Here is a 21,104-nt window from a genome sequence, read left to right on the forward strand (position 1 = left end):
CTGAGTCCGATAGAATACCGAACTCAGGTCTTAGAAGCTGCTTAAATTATATGTCTAACTTTATTGGGTCAGATCATTTCCGCCGACTGCCTGCCAAGCCTCCTCGACGCAAGCGTCTGTGGGGTCTCGGCTAGCCAGTTTTTCGGCAGGAGTGTCGCAAATTCTTCCATCCATTAAGGAGTACAGGGAAAAACATGAAAGATAAACTAGTCTTAAATAGGGTTCGGAATAAGACGAACCTGCAGTTTTTTCTTTTAAAAATTCCAGTGGATTTCAGAAATCCGCTCCCTTTCCGCCGACTGCCTGCCCAGCCTCCTCGCCTAGCGGGCAGCGGTGTCTCGGCTAGCCAGTAATTCGGCAGGAGTGTCGCAAATTCTTCAATCCATTAAGGAGTTCAAGAAAAACATGAAAGATAAACTAGTCTTAAATAGGGTTCGGAATAAGACGAACCTGCAGTTATTTCTTTTAAAAATTCCAGTGGATTTCAGAAATCCGCTTCCTTTCCGCCGACTGCCTGCCAGCCTCCTCGATGCAAGCGTCTGTGGTGTCTCGGCTAGCCAGTAGTTCGGCAGGAGTGTCGCAAATTACTTCCATCCAATAAGGAATACAGTAAAAAGACATTAAGAAAAATCTAATCTTGTTTTAAAATTGGATAGGCCCCAATTTTGTCTAATTTAGGATTCCGTTCGAAGCGGACCTTTTTTATTTGGACCATGTTGGGAATTGTCCTTCATTAAAAAGGGAATAGATCACATTAAAGCGAATAAAGTATTATGATAACTGCTTCCCTGCACATTTAGGAAGCGGATCCGGGCGGATTGTGGTATTGCTAATCAATGGCCGCATTAAAGGCGGTAATCTTTCTTGTAAGGAGTGAGGAGCAGAGCGGGATATGAATATACGTGAATATTATCAGAAAACGAGCAATTCAAATTTTCATGCATCTTGGGTATCTCTTGTTTTGGCCGTTGTTTTTTTCATTTGCCATATTTTTGCGATAATTCCTGGCAATATATTATTGATAACTTCTCCTTTTATTTTCTTTAGCATTGCTCAATTTGTCAGTCATCGTATATATGAAAATAGAATGAAGGAATTGCCTGAAGAACAAATCGGGACGAATGCCGGGTTATTAAAAAATGAACATGTTTTATTGACTTTTATGCCAGCACCGACTTTGCGACTGCTTCTCTTTGCGCCCGATGGGTCACTAATGGGCGAGGTACGTGATTTGAATATGAAGTGGTTCATGTGGATGATTCCCAATTTCTTGTCGATGCTAATGGCCAAGCGATATGAACTGGTGGACCATGAGGGGCGTTTGCTGGCTAAGTACCATATCAAAAGGGGGCTTTTCAATAAAATGACGATCCTGGATGATCAGGGCGGCATTATTGGATCGTATCAAGAAAATCGGTCATTCGTGAAGGTAAATGGAATGATCTATAAGGAAGATGGTACGGAATGGATGCCGATTGAAACTCCGGGAAGTGTAAATTCTTTCGAGATTGCCACAAAAGACGGGGAAAAGATCGCTTCATACCAAGAAGGCTGGATGCCTTTGGAGTGGGGGAAACGATTCAAGACTAATACACCCATACTTTCTTTTTCATCAAATGTTGCTGAAAGTCCTAAAATCATTGTCTTTGGGTTCTGTGCAGCCACGCTGAATCATCGTTCAAATTGACTACGGTTCCCCTTTAGCAAATCTTTTAAATACCTGATATAATAATAGGAGATACATAGATTAAATAAATAATAAAAAGGTGGTAAATATGAGTTTACTTAATGAGATTCTGGATTATAATGAACAGTTTGTAGAAAAAGGTGAATATGTTAAGTATAGGACGGATAAGTTTCCTGAGAAACGTATGGTCATCATAAGCTGTATGGACACTCGGCTCGTCGAACTATTGCCAAAATCCTTGAATGTCAAAAATGGTGATGTCAAAATCCTGAAGACTGCCGGGGCAATCGTCTCCCACCCATTCGGAAGTGTCATGCGGAGTATCCTTGTTGCTATTTATGAACTAAAGGCAGATGAAGTATTGGTCATACCTCACCATGACTGCGGGATGGCATCAGTCGATGCCGATTCTGTCATGGACAAGATGATCGAACGTGATATACCAAAGAGCACCATCGATACACTGGGAGCTGCAGGAATCGATATCCGCAGTTGGCTTCGCGGATTTGATGATGTTTATGAAAGTTGTAAGAACAGCGTCGAAGTGATTAAAGGACATCCATTGATTCCTAAAAATATTCCTGTGCATGGTCTAATCATTTCGCCTGATACAGGGAAGCTGGAATTGGTAGTAGATGGTTATTCGCAAGAACAAAAATAATATATTCATCGAGGCTGTCGGGAGCATTTCCGACAGTTTTTTTCAAATTTTTATCATTGCTATTTATTTTTATCCTTTTTTTTGTTAAAATCGCCAAGTGTAGTTTGTCACTAATACAAACGGGTGGGCGAGGGATAAATTTGATAAGGATACAACATGAAGAAATTAAACTTGGAAACGTTTTTTCATTTTTCCGACTATGGAACGAATGGAAAACGTGAAATCCTTGCTGGAGTGGTCGGCTATTTTACGATAGTCTATATTCTCATCGTGAATTCCCTGATTTTATCGGAAGCGGGTATACCGATTAATGGTGCAGTGATTGCCACGATTCTTTTATCTGCTTTAAGCTGTGTCATGATAGGATTTTGGGCGAATGTCCCAATCCTTCTCGTTCCAGGAATGGGCGTCAATGCCCTATTTGCTTATACCATGGTTCAAGGAATGGGTCTATCATGGCAATCGGCTCTTGGTGCTGTGTTTATCTCAGGGGTAATTTTTGTAATCATCGCTTTTACAAAATACTCCAAAATCATCAGTGATTCGATTCCAAGTTCGATAAAAGAAGCCATATCTGTTGGTCTTGGCCTATTCTTGATGCTGATCGGACTTGAAAAGGGTGGGATCATCACAAGAGGTTCATCATCAATCGTCGCACTGGGAGATTTAAGCGATCCAGCGGTGTTTGCAACGGTGTTGACCTTTTTACTGGCAATCACGCTGTTCATCAAGAATATCCCCGGTAATTTCATGATAACCATCCTGGCAGGCAGCCTCATTGCCTATTGGTTCGGGACGGTTCAACTATCGGAAATCCATTTTTCAGGCATTAACACAGCTTCCTACGGCGATCTCTTCTTTTCATTATCGTTCTTGGAAGCGAACCGGATTGAATTCTGGATAAGTGTATTTGCGATGACGATGGTTCTTGTTTTTGAAAATATTGGTCTTGTACACGGGCATGTAGACAGTATCAACCGCCAGGATGCCTATAAAAAGTCGCTGCAGGCGACAAGTGTGTCCGTTCTATTATCAGGCTTATTCGGTTCGAGTCCTACCGTCGCAACAGTAGAAACGGCAGCTGGAATCGCATCAGGAGGCAGGACTGGTCTTACTTCAGTGGTGACGGGCGTGCTATTCATCCTATCACTGTTATTTATACCGGTGATTAAAGTAATCCCTGATAGCGCCATTGCCCCCATCTTGATTATCATTGGCATTTTGATGCTCGGAAACATAAAAAAGCTGAATTTCAGTGATTTAACCGAGAGCATACCTGCAATCATGATAATCACGATCATTCCTTTCACATACAGTATTGCCGATGGAATGGCATTCGGTTTCATCCTGTACCCATTCTTGAAGCTTGTAACCGGAAAAGCGAGAGAAGTGTCAGCCCCGATGTATGTGAGTGCCGGAATGTTTATCGTCTATTTCATCATTGGTATGATCGGTTAAAATTCAAAAGAGCGGTTGGAATGAGTTAATTCTTATTCCAACCGCTCTTCTTATTGGTTTTTTCGTCGAAAAAAATGGATTTAATGTGATTTACGCGATGACACATCCATCTTCAAAATGCTATGATATAGAATATTAAAAAAATGATAAATAACAAGCAGCATATTAGAGGATGTGACAGGATGATTATTGAAGGTTTAAAAAGCCATGGTTCAGGAAATGATTTCTTGATAATTGATGAATTGACTACTACCCTGACGTTTACGGAAGAAGAGCGGAAAAATTTCGCGAAGGCCCTATGCAATCGGGAGAGGCTCGGAGCGGATGGTATTTTGTTCGTAATGAAAAGTGAACATGCTGATTGCCGGATGCGTGTCTTTAATGCGGATGGATCGGAAGCCTCGATGTGCGGCAACGGACTTCGCTGTGTTGCACGTTACGCGAACGACGTTCTGGGGCTAGATAAAATGATCGTGGAAACCATGAAGGCAAATTTACTAGTCGAAAAAACGGAAGATATTTATGAGGGCATTCCGACTTTTAAGGTGGAAATTTCACCGGTAAGTTTTAATGTGAAGGATCTACCTCTTGTATTGGCTAAAGAACAGCTGCAAAACGAAACATTGCCGGAACTGCATGATACCCTTTTATTTTCGGCATTGGCGGTTCCAAATCCACATTTGATCACACTTGTCGATAGTGATGTTTTACAAAGTGATTTGCAGGAAAAACTTTCAACAAAGGTCAATCAACCGAATGAGCTTTTCCCTGATGGTGTCAATGTCAGCTTTGTGAAAGAGTTGGAACCAGGGAGCATTTATGTGCGGACATTCGAACGTGGAGTAGGCTTCACGAATGCATGTGGAACGGCGATGTCGGCTTCTAGCCTAGTAACATGCTCTGTTGGGTTAAACGCGTTGGAAAGTGAAATATCTGTCTACAATAACGGCGGAAAAGTTAAATGCGTGGTCCACCATGTTGTAGAAAGCCAAACGTATTCAATTGATTTAATCGGGAATGCAACCTATGAATTCAAAGTATCGATTGAAATGGACTTAGATCAGCCTGAAAAATTTGAAATACTTGAAAAAGAGGATTTTGAATTGGAAACAAGCTTATATGCCAAGCTGCAGGATGAAGTGCAAAGTTATTTGAGAACAAAATTATTATGAAATTTTTAAACTGCAGGCGAACTCGAAAAAAACGAGTTTTCCTGCAGTTTTCTTATTTGAAAAAAGTTGCAGTTGATTTCAAAGATCCGTTCACTTTCCGCCGACTGTCTGCCAAGCTGCATCAAAGCAAAAACCGCCCGCGGAAAGTGCGTTTCTAGAGCAACTTTCCATCTTACCAATTAATTATTGGTCTTTTTCTGTTTTAGGAACGACAATACTTCCAAAAAGGCTGGTCCATTATCTACCAGTCGGTAATCCATAAACGCACACCCGTCCCTTTTTATTCTGTTTGGTATGGTTTCAATCGTAAAGTCCTTTAACTGGAGACTTTCGTTCACTTCCTGCCAAAACAAAGGTGTAGCTACACCAGCGAAAGAATTTCCCCGTGGGGAATAAGGAAGAATGATGGTTTTTCCTTCACTATGCTGAACAAAGTCCAAGTAAAGTCGATTATGCCGATTTATTTTCATTCTTTCTGTTGTAAAATCATTCGGATTGGAACTTGTTAAATAATCACCTAGAAAGTCAGTGAATATGCGTGTCTCCTGATAAGTAAATCTGTCTTCAGGCAGAGGGAGGTGAATTTGCAGTCCTTTGTTACCTGAAGTTTTTACAAAAGCTTTAATCCTTAATGATTCCATCACCTTTTTTATTTCCTGTGCAGCCTTTACCGCAAGAGAGAAATATTCGATGGAAGGAGGATCCAAGTCCAGGACGATTTCGTCTGGTCTTGTTTTACCGGCTTTCTGAAATGGGGCATGAAATTCCAATGCAAGTTGATTACCAAACCAAAGGAGAGTTTCAATGTCGTTACACAGCATATACTCGATATCCTCATCCATGAACGTTTTTATAAAGTCCGGCGCATAATCAGGTTTGTTTTTTTGGAAAAATCTTTCTTTATCCAAAGTTCCATGAGGATAGCGGATCGTGGTAAGAAGCTTATCCTTCAAGAAGGGTAAGAAGAAAGCTGAAACCTCCCGTAAATAATGAAGATATTCTACTTTTGCCACCTGTTTACCTTCTGTTTTCCAAAGCGGTTTATCCCTGGAAGTTATTTGTACAGTATCTGGAAATGTATATTGGCCTAGCACGAATTTCTCCCAGGTACATTCGTCGGGAGAGGTTTGTAAAAGCCACTGGGAAAACTGAGGTTCACGCAATTCATTTTCCTCATAAACGTGCAAGAATTGAACTTCAATGCAAATGGATGGATGGATATAAAAAAATTGTGCGTCTTCGTCTGATGCATTTTGCTTGATTAATTGATGCAATATACTTTTATCTCTAGCACTCAGTCCATTTTTGACACTTCCGATTTTCGTTACGGCACCTTCTTTGAATACTGCAAGGGAAACGTAGCCATTTTCTTTGTGCAATGCTGTGATGAAACAAGAAACGGTCTTCCAATTTTTCACCTTAATCCAAGATGTAGTACGTCTTCCTTCTTGCCAAGCACCCCGAATTTCCTTAGCGACAATCCCTTCGCCATCTAACAAGGTGACCTTATTCAAGGCAATATCCAAAACGTCAAAACTCTCTATTAATTGTATCAAAGCCTTATCATTGGGATCAGGAGGCATAGGAAGACCGAGTTTTCCCCCCATATTCAACATCAATTCCCTTCGTTCCAACATAGGTTTATCTGCTATGTCTTTTCCGCTGATGCGAAGCAGGTCAAACGCTATAAACCGACATGGGGAAAAACGGGCATTTTCTGAAATTAAGGATTGTTTCCCAAGGCGTCCTCGCCACTGTATTTGAAAAAAGTCCGCTTTCGCCTCATTCGTAAGCCAGACCAATTCTCCATCTAATTGAAGCGGGAGATAATCTTCCAGGTCCAGGTCTTTGATGAAAGCAATGATTTCTGGGAATTGAGGTGATAATTCCTTTTCATTTCGACTCGAAATGCTTATGGTATCGGAGTCTATCGTTAAAATAGCCCTAAAGCCGTCATATTTGACTTCATAACGCCAATCCTTGGAGTTGGGGGCTTCAGGGTAATATGTTGGCAGCATCGGTTTCATTTTTGTATTTACCTCCGCAAATAATTGATAACATTATTTTGCCAAAAAAACGAAGTGTTAAAGTTGGCAATTGTTTTTTCGGTTTTTTTTGAACAAAGGGGAATAATAAAATTGTTCTTCTCATCAAAAATAAGTTATGAGGTGACGAATATGCATACGATGTGGAAGGGGAGCATATCATTCGGTTTGGTGAACATTCCGATCAAACTTCATGCTGCAACGGAGGATAAGGATATATCTTTAAGGACGTTGCATAAGGAATGTCATACACCGATTAAATACGAAAAGGTTTGTCCAGTATGCGAGAAAGAAGTGGGGAAGGATGATATAGTCCGCGCTTTTGAGTATACAAAGGGAAAGTTTGTTGTATTGGAAGACAATGAACTAGAACAACTGAAAAAACAAAACGAAGAAAAAGCCGTGGAAATCGTGGATTTCGTTAAAATTGAAGAAATAGATCCTATTTATTTTAACCGGAGTTATTACATGTCCCCAAATGACGGGGGGATAAAAGCTTATTCCCTTTTGAGGCAGGCCCTCAAGGAATCGAATAAGGTTGGGTTGGCAAAAATCATCATTCGCTCCAAAGAACAAATGGCGGTAATCCGAGTCGTTGATAATACCTTGGTTATGGAAACGATTCATTATCCGGATGAAGTCCGCTCCACAGCGGATGTTCCGAATATCCCGGCCAATGATACCATTGTAAAAAAAGAAATCGATACTGCCGTATTATTGATAGATCAATTAACGACTACTTTCGATCCGACAAAATACACCGATGACTATCGAACCGCGTTACTAGAATTGATTGAATCGAAGAAAACGGGTCAGACGACGATTACAGCGAAAACAAAAGAACTAGTTTCCAACAATGTAACTGATTTAATGGAGGCACTACAAGCATCCATAGACCGTACAAAACATGATGAACCGGAAAAGAAAAAGACGACCCGAAAGAAAGCGGCACCGAAAAAAAAGAAACAAGCGTAAACAGGAAGCTGAGCGGAAGACGGATGATGTCGCTCGGCTTTCTGCTTGTTTTTGCAAGGAATCAGGCTTCTAATAAGATGAAAAGGTCTTGATAAAGAGGGAAGGAATGTACAAACAGGTGAGTCGATCACGATGCAAGAAACTGAATGGAATTACAGGAAATTAGTGGATATTGACGAAAGCAAAAAAAATTCGCTCCCTAAAGAGCGACAATGAGGAATTCAATCGTGAAAATCAACATATAGGCGAACGGTTGTAGTTTTCGACTATATATTGTGTTCATATTCTACCATATTTAATTCTGAAATAGCAACTAAATTACTGAAACTAACCTATGAATTTTTCTGGAAATCAATGATATTTCGCCCATTTCCGCCGCATATGGCTTTTTCATTTCATATACATATAAAAAGGTACTGAATAAAATGGATTTTTAGTATAATTTATACATATAGAACGATATAAATTTAATATGAATGGAAGATGCAAAATGGAAAATGGGAAAATCAAATCACTACATGCGGGGAAGCCGAAACAAGAAATTTTTTCGAATATCGATATCTTTTCAGCCATGGATAAACAAGCACAGGATAATTTGAAAGTGACTAAAGCTGGCATAATCGGTGATGGTGTCGGTAATGTAAAGTTCCATGGAGGTCCTGATCGGGCTTTGTGCTTTTACCCATTTGAGCATTATTCATTATGGAATGAAAAATTCTCTAAAGAGCTGGATATCCCTGCATTCGGTGAAAATTTAACTATAGGGGGGATGAAGGAAGAAACAACATATATCGGCGATATTTATCAAATAGGCGATGTGATTGTTCAAATTAACCAAGGGAGGATACCTTGTTCGACCATTTCCCTCTTCAATCAAGAACCTAAGTTTTTGGAACTCGTGCTGAAAACGAGTTTCACTGGTTATTTTGCAAGAGTACTTCAAGAAGGAACGATAAATAAACAAAACGAGATTGTGCTGATAGATCGTCTACAAGAAAAAATTTCTGTCCATTACGCAGCAGAGGTCATCCTTCATAAACGGGATGGGCTTGAAGGTGCTAAGGCTTTACTAACACTAGACTCGTTAGCGGAAGACTGGAAACAAAGGATCTTGAAGAGGGTTCAAGCAGCAAAAGATTGAATGATTTTTGCAAAAGTGAAAAAAATGTCGATCAGGTATTGAAATTGACAGACTATTAATGTAAATTAAATATAATCAAATTTTGAAATCTTATGAAAATTATATAAATGGATCTTATCGAGAGAGGTGGAGGGACTGGCCCGAAGAAACCTCAGCAACCAGCTTACGCAAAGGTGCTAAATCCAGCAAGCAGAGCTTGATAGATGAGGAGAATGTTTCAAAAACCTTCTTCTTTGAGAAGGTTTTTTTTCCTTTTCTCTCATACTCATAGAATACGACAAAAACAGGATTGTTTTTGAGAGAGGGTGTAATGATGAATTTTCGTAAAGAATTAAAAGAAAGAATGCTGGTTGGGGAAGGGGCAATGGGGACCTTGCTTTACTCTAATGGCATTGATCAATGTTATGAGGAATTAAACTGCACGAACCCAGATCAAATAGAGTCCATCCATCGAGCCTATCTGGAAGCTGGTGCAGATATCCTTCAATCGAATACATACGGAGCCAATTTCAATAAATTGAAGCGGTATGGACTTGAAGATGAAGTGAGCAGAATCAATCGCCAGGGAGTCATTCTTGCTAAAAAAGCGGCAAAAGGAAAGGCATACGTCTTCGGCACCATAGGGGCACAGCGGAGTATCAGGAAATCGGATTTAAGCATGGAAGAGATAAAACGGGCTTTTCGTGAACAGCTATACAGTCTGTTGATGGAAAATCCTGATGGGATTCTTCTGGAAACATTTTATGACCTGGAAGAACTGGAAACCGTCCTGCAAATCGTTAAAAATGAAACCGGACTGCCGATTATCGCAAATGTCTCGATGCATGAACTGGGTAATCTTCAAAATGGAATCCATTTAAATGAAGCCTTTCAAAAACTCGAGCAATTGGGTGCCGATGTGGTTGGTGTGAATTGCCGCCTTGGACCACATCATATGATTCGGGCCTTGGAAGAAGTGAGTTTGCCAAAGCAAGCATCGATTGCCATTTACCCTAACGCCAGCCTGCCGGATTATGTCGATGGGAGGCTCGTTTATAAAGCTGTCCCGGAATATTTCGGTTCTAGTGCCCTGGAACTTCGTGAGCAAGGCGCCGCGATCATAGGAGGGTGCTGTGGAACGACTCCACTGCATATTCAAGCTGTAAAGCATGCAATTGGAAGTTTGGCTCCCGTGAAAGAGAAATTTACGAAATCCCGTGAAATAGAAGTAATTGAGGTGAACGATAGGGAATTGGAACTTCCCCTTTACGAAAAGGCCAAAACGGAACGGACGATTCTCGTTGAGCTTGATCCACCGAAAAAGCTAGGGATAGAGAGTTTCATGACTGGTGCTGAGGTTTTGAAAAAAGCAGGGGTCGATTCCATTACATTAGCGGATAATTCACTTGCCTCACCAAGGATATCGAATGATGCACTGGCTAATTTACTGAAGAACCAATTGAATATAAATCCGATGGTGCATATAACATGCCGTGATCGAAATTTGATTGGCCTGCAGTCACATTTAATGGGTCTGCAGACGGTAGGGCTGAACGAAATATTGATCATCACCGGAGACCCTTCAAAAATTGGGGACTTCCCGGGTGCCACTTCGGTTTACGATTTATCTTCCTTTGACCTGATAAGTATGGTCAAACAATTTAATGAAGGTCTTTCCTATTCCGGTCAAAGTTTGGGTCAACGGGCAAATTTTAAAATTGCGGCAGCTTTTAATCCCAATGTGAAATATCTGGATAAAGCCGTACTGAGAATGGAAAAGAAGATTGCCTGCGGTGCTCAATCCTTTTTGACACAGCCAATTTATTCCGTAGAGCAAATCGAAGAAGTATATGAAGCGACAAAACATCTGGAAACCCCGATTTTCATCGGTATCATGCCCTTAACAAGCACCCGGAACGCCGAATTCATCCATAATGAGATCCCGGGCATCAAATTGCCTGATAATGTTAGAAGGGCCATGGCTCTAGCGGGGGATGACCCTGTAAAGTCAAGGATTGAAGGGGTGAATATCGCGCGGGAACTGGTGGACGCGGCTAGGGAAAAATTCAAGGGCATATATTTAATCACTCCATTCCTTCGCTATGAAATGACGGCGGAACTAACGAAATATATTAGAAAAGTCGATAGTAAACAGACATCAGAGGTGGCAGTACATGAATAAAAAAGCGATTCAAGATCAGTTAAATTCTAAGATTCTCCTACTTGATGGGGCGATGGGAACGATGCTTCAAGCGGAGAATTTGACAGCAGACGATTTTGGCGGGGAACAATTCGAGGGCTGCAATGAATATTTATCACTGACGCAACCGGAAATCATCCAATCGATTCATGAAAAATATTTAGCAGCGGGCGCAGATATCATAGAAACAAATACCTTTGGAGCGACCAGCATCGTCCTTGAGGAATACCAAATAAGTACGATTGCCTACAAGCTAAATAAAATTTCAGCTGAGCTTGCCGTTAAAGCTTGTGAAAAGTATTCCAATGATGAATGGCCAAGATATGTAGCTGGCTCGATGGGCCCCACTACAAAAACGCTATCTGTAACGGGCGGAACGACTTTTGATGTTTTAACAGATTCTTATGAAGAGCAGGCACTGGGTCTCTTGGATGGCGGGGTAGACTTGCTGTTGGTGGAAACCTGTCAGGATATGCTTAATGTCAAGGCTGCCTTTTCTGGAATCAAAGCAGCATTCGCTAAAACGGGAAAAGATGTGCCTGTCATCATATCAGGAACAATCGAACCGATGGGCACGACACTTGCCGGCCAGTCCATAGAAGCTTTTTATTTATCGGTTGAACATATGAAGCCCGTAGCTGTCGGCCTTAATTGTGCAACAGGGCCGGAATTCATGATAGACCATATCAGGACACTTGCAGATATATCAAATAGCGCCATCAGCTGTTATCCGAATGCCGGGCTCCCTGATGAAGAAGGCCACTATCATGAATCACCTACATCCCTGGCAGAGAAAATGAAGCAATTTGCCGAAAAGGGATGGGTCAATATCATTGGCGGATGTTGTGGCACGACACCAGAACATATTAAAGAACTTTCCAGGGTACTCGAAGGCATGAAGCCCCGTACAATTATGGAAGCTGCCCATGGTCATGCCGTATCAGGGATAGAGCCGCTAATTTATGATGATTCAATGCGTCCTTTATTCGTAGGGGAGAGAACGAATGTTATCGGTTCCCGAAAATTCAAGGAGCTGATACGTGGAAAGCATTACGAGCCAGCTGCCGAAATTGCACGTAACCAGGTAAAGAAAGGCGCCCATGTCATTGATATCTGTCTTGCCGATCCTGATGGGGATGAGCTTGGCGACATGAAGGAATTTGTAGAAGAGGTCGTCAAAAAAGTGAAAGTCCCATTGGTCATCGACACTACGGATGAAGTCGTACTTGAACAAGCATTAAAACATTCACAAGGAAAATCGATCATAAATTCCATAAACCTTGAAGATGGTGAAGAGCGCTTTGAAAAAATAGTACCCTTAGTCCATCAATATGGTGCTGCCGTTGTCGTAGGAACCATTGATGAAATTGGGATGGCCGTCGATGCTGAACGAAAATTGGAAGTGGCTACGCGGTCTGTGGATTTGCTCGTCAATAAGTACGGTCTAAACAAAAATGACATCATTTTTGATCCGCTGGTATTTCCTGTAGGCACCGGGGATGAACAATATATTGGATCTGCATTGGAGACGGTGAATGGAATAAAGGCGATTAAAGAAAAGTTTCCGGAATGTCTAACGATACTTGGGATTTCCAACGTTTCTTTCGGTCTGCCGGCGAGGGGAAGGGAAATATTAAATGCCGTTTTCCTTTACCATTGTACAAAAGCGGGTCTCGATTATGCTATCGTGAATACAGAAAAACTTGAACGTTTCGCCTTGATACCGGAAGAGGAAGTGAAATTGGCGGAGGCACTCCTGTTTGAAACATCAACTGAAACTTTAGCGATTTTTACCGAATTTTATCGTGGAAAAAAAGCGGAGAAGAAGGATGATGGTGTGATCCTGCCATTGGACGAACGTCTTGGTAACTATATTATCGAAGGAACGAAAGAAGGATTGATTGATGATTTAAATGAAGCGATAGAGCGCGGTGATACCCCATTGGAAATCATCAATGGACCATTGATGGATGGGATGAGTGAAGTGGGGCGGCTGTTCAATGACAACCAACTTATTGTCGCAGAGGTGCTTCAAAGTGCTGAAGCGATGAAGGCGGCTGTAGCTCACCTTGAACCACTTATGGAAAACGCTGAAGATAGTGCTAAGAAAGGGAAAATCCTGTTGGCGACCGTCAAGGGAGATGTGCATGATATCGGGAAAAACCTAGTGGATATCATCCTTTCCAATAACGGCTATGAAGTCATTGATTTGGGAATAAAGGTCGCACCGCAACAAATCATTGAAGAGGTTCGAAAACATGAGCCAACCATCATTGGCCTATCTGGGCTACTTGTCAAATCTGCACAGCAAATGGTTTTAACCGCGCAGGATTTAAGGCAAGCGGGAATAGATACCCCAATTTTAGTTGGAGGGGCAGCATTATCCCGTAAATTCACCGATTTTAAAATTTCACCTGAATATGAAGGGCCGGTTTTATATTCCAAAGATGCGATGGATGGTTTGGCGGTAACGAATATTTTACATGACGCCGACAAAAAAATGGTGTACTTGGAAGAGTTGGTCGAGAAACGAGAAAGATCGAAAGCGAATGCCGCCATTGCTGCCACGTTGGAAAAACCTGTTCGTAAGCAGTCCACAGCGGCTCCTTTAAGCGATGTTCCTGTTCAAACACCGCGTGACATCAAACGACACGTCCTGAAAAACTATCCATTGGATGTCGTCCAGCCATATATAAATAGGCAAATGCTGATTGGTCATCATTTGGGGTTAAAAGGCAAAGTTACCGAATTGCTTAAGCAAGGGAATGAAAAAGCAGTGCAGCTCAATGATCTCGTAGACGAATTGATCGAATTCCTAAAGACGGAACCGGATTATGGTTTGAATGCAGTTTATCAATTTTTCCCTGCTCAAAGCGAAGGAGATAAGCTATTTATATACAACCCGGACAATCATCATGAGGTTTTGGAAACTTTCGAATTCCCCCGGCAAGATACTAATCCGCATCTTTGTTTAGCGGACTTCGCAAAACCGATTTCCTCCGGGCAAATGGATTATGTTGGTTTCTTCCTGGTCACTGCCGGAAAAGGAATCAGAAAATGGGCAGAAAAACTGAAACTTGAAGGTGATTTCTTGAAAAATCACGCCCTTCAATCACTTGCTCTTGAAACAGCTGAAGGGTTCGCGGAAAGAATCCATCAATTAATGCGGGATGATTTAGGTATAAGCGATCCGATTGATATGTCCATGAAAGAGCGGTTTGCAGCTAAGTACACCGGGCAAAGGTTTTCATTTGGTTATCCTGCTTGTCCTAATCTGGAAGACCAGGAGAAGCTATTCCGCCTGTTGCAACCTCAAGATATTGGCGTGGAATTGACTGAAGGATGCATGATGGAACCAGAGGCTTCCGTTTCAGCCATTGTTTTTGCACATCCTGAAGCCCGTTACTTTAATGTCGATCGATAACTTCATTTAATAAAGGCAGCGGTATTTTTTACCGCTGCCTTATTGCGCATGAAACCCCTTAACTGGTACACCTTAATGGTCAAAAGGAAGGGGATGCAGCACCTATGAAGAAGATGCTAAAATTAATTCTTGCCATGGCGAGTTCTCTCATTATTATTTTGTCTGATGTGGATGTGCAAAACATTCAAGTACATGCAGATGCAGTTATTCCTGAAGAGATGACACCGTTGCTAAAAAGTAAGGCGAATCAGAAAATCGCCTATTTGACCTTCGATGACGGACCATCCTTGAATACCATGGAGATATTGAATATTTTGGACCGCTATCATGTTAAGGCCACATTTTTCGTTAAAGGTAACGAAGAACCATACGCAAAGAGTTGTTATCAGGAAATGATATCCCGCGGTCATTCGATCGCCCTTCATTCTTATACACATGATTATTCCATCGTTTATCGGTCGACTGAGAGTTTCTTTCAAGATTTGAATAGGCTTGAAACCATGCTGCAAGAGGAATATGGGATAAAAAGCCGTATTGTGCGCCTTCCTGGCGGCTCGAATAATCGGCTGCGGCATCAGGCGTCAACGAAACCAATCATCAATGGAATCCTTCAACAACTAAAGGAAAAAGGGTATATTTATTTTGATTGGTCCATTGACTCGACAGATGGCTTCAGTCCGTCAATAAGTGAACAACAAATCATTTCTGCTGTACAAAAAGGGACGAAAAATCAAAAGCATGTTAATATCTTATTGCATGATATCAATAGTATGAAAAATACAGTGAAAGCGTTGCCTGATATAATTGAATTCCTTAAAAAAGAAGGATATACCTTTGATACTATTGATGAGACTACGCCGAAAATGCAATTTAATTGATGAACACATTGTTTAACTATAGTAAATTAAGGTATAGGATTTTGAGATTACAATGCGAAAGGATTTATCGTCTCTATGATGCCATCATTGTTTTTATCACATGGAACACCGCTATTAGCTTTGGAAAAGAATAGCTATACTCTTTTTTTGAAGGAATATATGCAAACTATGAAGAAACCTGCTGCCATCGTTATTTTGTCAGCACATTGGGAAAATGAAGATCAAATGATTTCAGCAGTGGGGAAGCATGAAGTCATTTACGATTTTGCTGGATTTCCTGAAGAAATATTTCAGATAACATATCCTGCGAGGGGATGCCTGGAGCTGTCAGATCGAATTTTAACCTTATTGTCCAGGATAGATGTATTGGGGGAACTTGATGAAAGGCGCCCCCTGGATCATGGAGCATGGGGGCTTTTGCATATCATGTACCCAGAAGCTGATATCCCGACCGTATCTATGTCCATTAGTCCTTCGCTGCCATTGGACAAGCAGTATGAAATTGGGAAAGCATTGAGGGAATTAAAGGAAAATAATGTCCTGATCATAGGAAGCGGTGGAATTGTCCATAATTTCACACATATTCAGGAAGATATGCATGTTGCAGAGGGATGGGCAATCGAGTTTGAGAACTGGGTCGAAGAAAAAATCATGAAATGGGATTTGCAATCTTTGTTCAATTATGAAAATATCGCCCCTTACAGTACAGAGGCTGTGCCCTCCAAAGAGCATTTCATTCCATTGGTCATCGCAATGGGCTCAGGGGATGACAATAAAAAAGCGGCTCTTCTGCACAGAAGCTTTCAATATGGCAATCTAAGTTTAACAGCTTGGAAGTTTGAGTGAGGTGAAAGGGCTTTCAAACTAGTTAAATTTACCTGAAAAATAATCATTATACAAAAATACAAAAATCTTTTTTTAGCGAAAAAAAGACTTAAATGAGCAAAAAAGACAGTTAAAAGCGATTTTTGACGAATTAAGCAGAAATATAGTTGAAAAAAGGTTGTATAAAGTGGTTTAACCTTTGGATATTTCGACAAAAACATGTTAATATAACATCTGAAAACGTTTTATCCTTTAAAATTTTATTATTCAATAACCAAAGTTATTTATTATATATCTTATATATATCCTATATTTGGGGAAAATTAGAAGAAAGAAATTTGGGGATGGATAAAACGGAATGAAAAAAATTATGAGAAAAATTTGGGGGTTTACAAAATGACCATCAATGATTCTAAGGTATTAGACCACTGGAAAGCTTTTTCGGGTCCAAACCTTGGGTATGTCATGGAGCAATACGATTTATTTCTAGCTAACCCGGAAGAAGTGGATCCGGAACTGAAAAACTTTTTTGAAGTAGCAGGTCCTCCTTCATTCGATGTATCGGCAGAAACAACGACTGTAAGTGCATCAACTGTACAAACTGGAGAAGTTCTTCCAATGAAGAAAATTATGTCTGCAGTGAAGTTAGCTGAAAATATCCGTGCATACGGGCATCTTGCTGCAAATATTTATCCTTTAAAAGAAGAAGCTCTGGACACTGAACAAATTCACTTTGAAAAATATGGCTTGACTGCAGATGATTTAAGGAAAATACCGGCTGACTTTATTTGTCCGGAATCACCTGAAGACGTGAAAGACGGATACGAAGCCGTACAATACCTAAAACAACTCTATACAAAAACGATAGCCTTTGAATTTCATCATGTTAATGACTTGGATGAAAAGCAATGGCTTACTGATATGGTCGAATCTGGAAGCATGTTCCCGGAAGTGGGAAAAGAGAAAAAAGAACTATTACTTAAACGATTGAATGAAGTAGAAGGTTTCGAGAAATTCCTTCACCGCACATATGTAGGGCAAAAACGTTTCTCAATTGAGGGACTGGATGCTATGGTTCCGATTTTAGATGAAATGATTTCACAAACTGTCCAAAACGGAACGGGTAATGTGAATATTGCCATGGCTCACCGTGGACGTTTGAATGTGCTTGCACATGTATTAGGAAAGCCTTATGAGGTCATTTTCTCTGAATTCCAACATTCACCGAATAAAGATTTGGTTCCTTCCGAGGGTTCAACAGGCATTAACAATGGATGGACAGGTGATGTTAAATACCATTTAGGTCTGGATAAACAGATTACAAAAGCTAATATACAAAAAGCAAGGATTACACTTGCCAATAACCCAAGTCACTTGGAAGTAGTCGGTCCAATCGTGGAAGGGTATTCTCGTGCGGCTCAAGAAGACCGTACAGAAAAAGGATTCCCTGTGCAAGACATTTCCAAATCTCTTGCAATCCTGATTCATGGTGATGCTGCATTCCCAGGTGAAGGAATTGTACCTGAAACGTTTAACTTAAGCCGTTTACGCGGTTATCAAGTTGGCGGCGCAATCCATATCATCGCCAATAACATGATCGGTTTTACAACGGAAAGTGAAGATTCACGTTCAACCTTATATGCTAGTGATTTGGCAAAAGGCTTCGAAGTGCCGATCGTGCATGTAAATGCAGATGATCCAGAAGCATGTATGGCTGCTGTGAACCTTGCTAACCTATATCGTGAAAAATACAACAAGGATTTCTTGATCGACCTGATCGGTTACAGACGTTTCGGCCATAACGAAATGGATGAGCCATTGGTGACTCAACCTGAAATGTATGCATTAATCCATAAGCATCCAACCGTAAAAGAGCTTTATGGGAAAAAACTTATTGAATCCGGCGAGTTCACTGAAGCTGAAGTTAAAGCGATTGCTGAGCAAGTAGATACAAGGCTTGCAGATGCATATGCGAAAATTTCCGGAAATAAACCGGAAGCTTCCAAAGAGTGTAATCCTCCTGGGATTATTGAAAAAGGACTTCCAGCCATTGAAACGGCAGTTCCGAAACAAGAACTTGTTACAATTAACGAAGAGCTTGTTAAATGGCCGGAAGGATTCACCCCTAATAAAAAATTAGGAAAGATCCTATCACGTCGCTTGGATTCCTTTGGTCCTGACGGAAAAATCGATTGGGCACATGCCGAGACATTGGCTTTTGCATCGATTTTAAGTGACGGCACGCCAATCCGTTTGACAGGACAAGATTCAGAGCGTGGAACATTCGCACAACGTAATATCATGTTACATGATAGTGTTAATGGAAAAACATATTCACCACTTCACACACTTGAAACTGCCAAAGCTTCATTCGCTGTTCATAACAGCCCGCTTACGGAAACGGCAGTTCTGGCTTATGAATATGGGTATAACGTTTTTGCACCTGAGACACTTGTATTATGGGAAGGCCAATTCGGTGACTTCGCTAATACAGCACAAGTGATCTTTGACCAATTCATCGCTGCTGGCCGTGCAAAATGGGGTCAAAAATCAGGTCTTGTCATGCTGCTTCCACACGGTTATGAAGGACAAGGGCCAGAGCACTCAAGTGCACGACTGGAACGCTTCCTTCAATTAGCAGCTGAAAACAACTGGACAGTTGCTAACTTAAGTTCGGCAGCTCAATACTTCCATATCCTTAGAAGACAAGCTAAGATTTTGGATCAAGAACAAGTACGTCCGCTTGTCATCATGACACCGAAGAGTATGCTTCGTAATCAGGTGATGGCTTCTACAACAGAAGAATTCAGTGAAGGCGCGTTTGAATCATTCGTAGAAACCAAAACTTTGGGCAAAAAACCTAAATCGGTTGAACGCATTGTTTTTGCAACAGGTAAATTGGCGGTTGAACTTCGTGAAAAAGCGGCAACTGAAAAAAATACGGATTGGTTGCAAATCATCAGTATCGAAGAAATTTATCCATTCCCATTCACTGGAGTTCAAGAAGCCCTGAAAAAATATACAAATCTTAAAGAAATCTTCTGGGCTCAAGAAGAACCTAAAAACATGGGTGCTTGGACATTTGTTGAACCTCGCCTAAATGCAGCGGCTCCTGGCAATCTTTCAGTAACATATATAGGAAGGAAGCGCAGATCAAGCCCGGCTGAGGGAGATCCACTTGTCCATAAAAATGAACAACAACGGATTATGACTCAAGCAATTACACGCAATAATGAGGGGGAGAAATAAAATGGCTGAAGTAAAAGTACCTGAATTAGCAGAATCAATTTCTGAAGGATCTATTGCGCAATGGTTAAAACAACCCGGTGATCACGTTGAAAAAGGAGAATATGTCCTTGAACTTGAAACGGATAAAGTGAACGTTGAAATCATTTCAGATTATACTGGTACACTTTCTGAACATTTAGCAGAAGAAGGCGATACTGTCCAAGTCGGACAGGCTATCGCCATCGTTGATGAAAATGGATCAGCTGCAGCAGCTCCAAAAGCGGAAGCTCCTAAGGTTGAAGAAGCTAAAGCAGAACCAGTTAAGGCTGAACAAGCGGCTCCTGCTAAAGAGGCTCCTAAAGCAGAAGCGAAAGAATCATCATCCACTCAACAAGTTATTGCATCACCAGCTGCAAGGAAATTGGCTCGTGAAAAAGGAATTGACTTGACTCAGGTGCCTGTAGCAGATCCACTAGGTCGTGTACGTGTACAAGACGTAGAAGCTGCAAGTAATGCACCTGCAGCTCCTGCAGCACCTGCGGCAGCTCCAAAACAAGCTCCTGCAGCTAAACAAGCAGCAGCTCCTGTTGAAGTGAATGATGACCGCATTGAAGTGGTTAAAATGACACGCCGTCGTCAAACCATTGCCAAACGTCTAGTTCAAGTACAATCAGAAGCAGCCATGCTTACAACTTTTAACGAAGTCGATCTTTCTGCAGTCATGGAATTGCGTAACCGCCATAAGGATTCTTTCGTGAAAACAAATGATGTTAAACTTGGTTTCATGTCATTCTTCACTAAAGCGGTCATTGGCGCATTGAAAAAATATCCGTTATTGAATGCTGAAATCCAAGGCGACCATATCCTGAAAAAGAACTTTTATGATATCGGTGTAGCAGTATCCACTGATGAAGGTCTTGTCGTTCCGGTTGTAAGGGATGCTGACCGCAAAAGCTTTGCTGAAATCGAGAAGAACATTTCGGATTTAGCTGTTAAAGCGCGTAACAACAAACTGGGACTTTCAGATTTATCAGGTGGTACTTTTACCATCACTAACGGAGGGACTTTCGGTTCCCTATTATCAACACCAATATTGAATGCCCCTCAAGTTGGGATTTTGGGCATGCATACAATCAAGACTCGTCCAATCGCTGTTGGAGACCAAATCGAAAACAGACCAATGATGTACCTTGCATTATCTTATGATCACCGTATCGTAGACGGAAAAGAAGCTGTTGGTTTCTTGGTGGCCATCAAAGATATGCTTGAAGATCCAGAACAACTTTTACTTCAAGGCTAATAAAATAATATTACCCCCCTGTCATCTTGACATGGGGGTTTTTTTGTTGAACAAGAAAGGATATTTTCATAGAAAAAAAGATAATCAAATTCAAGAAAGTTCATCTCTAATAAAAATGAATGTTTTTGAAT

13 protein-coding genes and 1 riboswitch are annotated in these 21,104 nt (G+C 41.0%); of the genes, 12 read left to right on the forward strand and 1 reads right to left on the reverse strand.

Features of this window, described 5'->3' with window-relative positions:
* Positions 1–892 precede the first annotated feature (892 nt).
* The 4 genes from AC3WLU_RS20735 (at position 893) to dapF (ending at position 4,978) form a co-directional block, all read left to right on the forward strand.
* Positions 893–1,687 (forward strand): hypothetical protein, encoded by a 795-nt coding sequence (locus AC3WLU_RS20735; RefSeq protein ID WP_492597827.1) that lies wholly within the window; start codon positions 893–895, stop codon positions 1,685–1,687.
* Positions 1,688–1,775: 88 nt separating this feature from the next.
* A complete protein-coding gene (locus tag AC3WLU_RS20740; protein ID WP_063575901.1) occupies positions 1,776–2,348 on the forward strand; it encodes a beta-class carbonic anhydrase in 573 nt (190 codons plus the stop codon).
* Between the two features lie 156 nt (positions 2,349–2,504).
* The gene (locus AC3WLU_RS20745; RefSeq protein ID WP_340876678.1) at positions 2,505–3,806 is read left to right on the forward strand and encodes an NCS2 family permease; all 1,302 of its coding nucleotides are present in this window, start codon (positions 2,505–2,507) and stop codon (positions 3,804–3,806) included.
* Positions 3,807–3,988: 182 nt separating this feature from the next.
* Positions 3,989–4,978 carry a diaminopimelate epimerase gene (dapF, locus tag AC3WLU_RS20750; RefSeq protein WP_492597828.1) on the forward strand — a complete coding sequence of 330 codons (990 nt, stop codon included), beginning with the start codon at positions 3,989–3,991 and terminating at the stop codon, positions 4,976–4,978.
* Between the two features lie 179 nt (positions 4,979–5,157).
* On the opposite strand, the gene ligD is transcribed toward dapF, so the two are convergent.
* Positions 5,158–7,005 carry a DNA ligase D gene (ligD, locus tag AC3WLU_RS20755; protein WP_492597829.1) on the reverse strand — a complete coding sequence of 616 codons (1,848 nt, stop codon included), beginning with the start codon at positions 7,003–7,005 and terminating at the stop codon, positions 5,158–5,160.
* A gap of 150 nt (positions 7,006–7,155) precedes the next feature.
* Here ligD and ku point away from each other — a divergent pair, with 150 nt between their 5' ends.
* The 8 genes from ku (at position 7,156) to odhB (ending at position 20,973) form a co-directional block, all read left to right on the forward strand.
* The gene (gene ku, locus AC3WLU_RS20760; protein ID WP_492597830.1) at positions 7,156–7,998 is read left to right on the forward strand and encodes a non-homologous end joining protein Ku; all 843 of its coding nucleotides are present in this window, start codon (positions 7,156–7,158) and stop codon (positions 7,996–7,998) included.
* Positions 7,999–8,488: 490 nt separating this feature from the next.
* Positions 8,489–9,139, forward strand: coding sequence for an MOSC domain-containing protein (locus AC3WLU_RS20765; RefSeq protein WP_492597831.1), 651 nt, complete (start codon positions 8,489–8,491; stop codon positions 9,137–9,139).
* Between the two features lie 111 nt (positions 9,140–9,250).
* Positions 9,251–9,349, forward strand: a riboswitch (SAM riboswitch).
* A gap of 103 nt (positions 9,350–9,452) precedes the next feature.
* Positions 9,453–11,300, forward strand: coding sequence for a bifunctional homocysteine S-methyltransferase/methylenetetrahydrofolate reductase (locus AC3WLU_RS20770; RefSeq protein ID WP_063575906.1), 1,848 nt, complete (start codon positions 9,453–9,455; stop codon positions 11,298–11,300).
* A complete protein-coding gene (gene metH / locus AC3WLU_RS20775) occupies positions 11,293–14,742 on the forward strand; it encodes a methionine synthase (RefSeq protein WP_492597832.1) in 3,450 nt (1,149 codons plus the stop codon). The genes AC3WLU_RS20770 and metH overlap by 8 nt, the downstream gene beginning before the upstream one ends.
* 104 nt (positions 14,743–14,846) lie before the next feature.
* Positions 14,847–15,620, forward strand: a complete 774-nt coding sequence (locus AC3WLU_RS20780) for a polysaccharide deacetylase family protein (RefSeq protein ID WP_268565710.1) — start codon at positions 14,847–14,849, stop codon at positions 15,618–15,620.
* A gap of 75 nt (positions 15,621–15,695) precedes the next feature.
* Positions 15,696–16,466 carry a dioxygenase family protein gene (locus AC3WLU_RS20785; RefSeq protein WP_034307426.1) on the forward strand — a complete coding sequence of 257 codons (771 nt, stop codon included), beginning with the start codon at positions 15,696–15,698 and terminating at the stop codon, positions 16,464–16,466.
* Between the two features lie 375 nt (positions 16,467–16,841).
* The gene (locus AC3WLU_RS20790) at positions 16,842–19,694 is read left to right on the forward strand and encodes a 2-oxoglutarate dehydrogenase E1 component (protein ID WP_063575910.1); all 2,853 of its coding nucleotides are present in this window, start codon (positions 16,842–16,844) and stop codon (positions 19,692–19,694) included.
* A gap of 1 nt (position 19,695) precedes the next feature.
* Positions 19,696–20,973, forward strand: coding sequence for a 2-oxoglutarate dehydrogenase complex dihydrolipoyllysine-residue succinyltransferase (gene odhB, locus AC3WLU_RS20795; protein ID WP_057277368.1), 1,278 nt, complete (start codon positions 19,696–19,698; stop codon positions 20,971–20,973).
* The last annotated feature ends 131 nt before the right edge of the window (positions 20,974–21,104 follow it).

This window comes from Peribacillus sp. FW305-BF15, assembly GCF_058783805.1.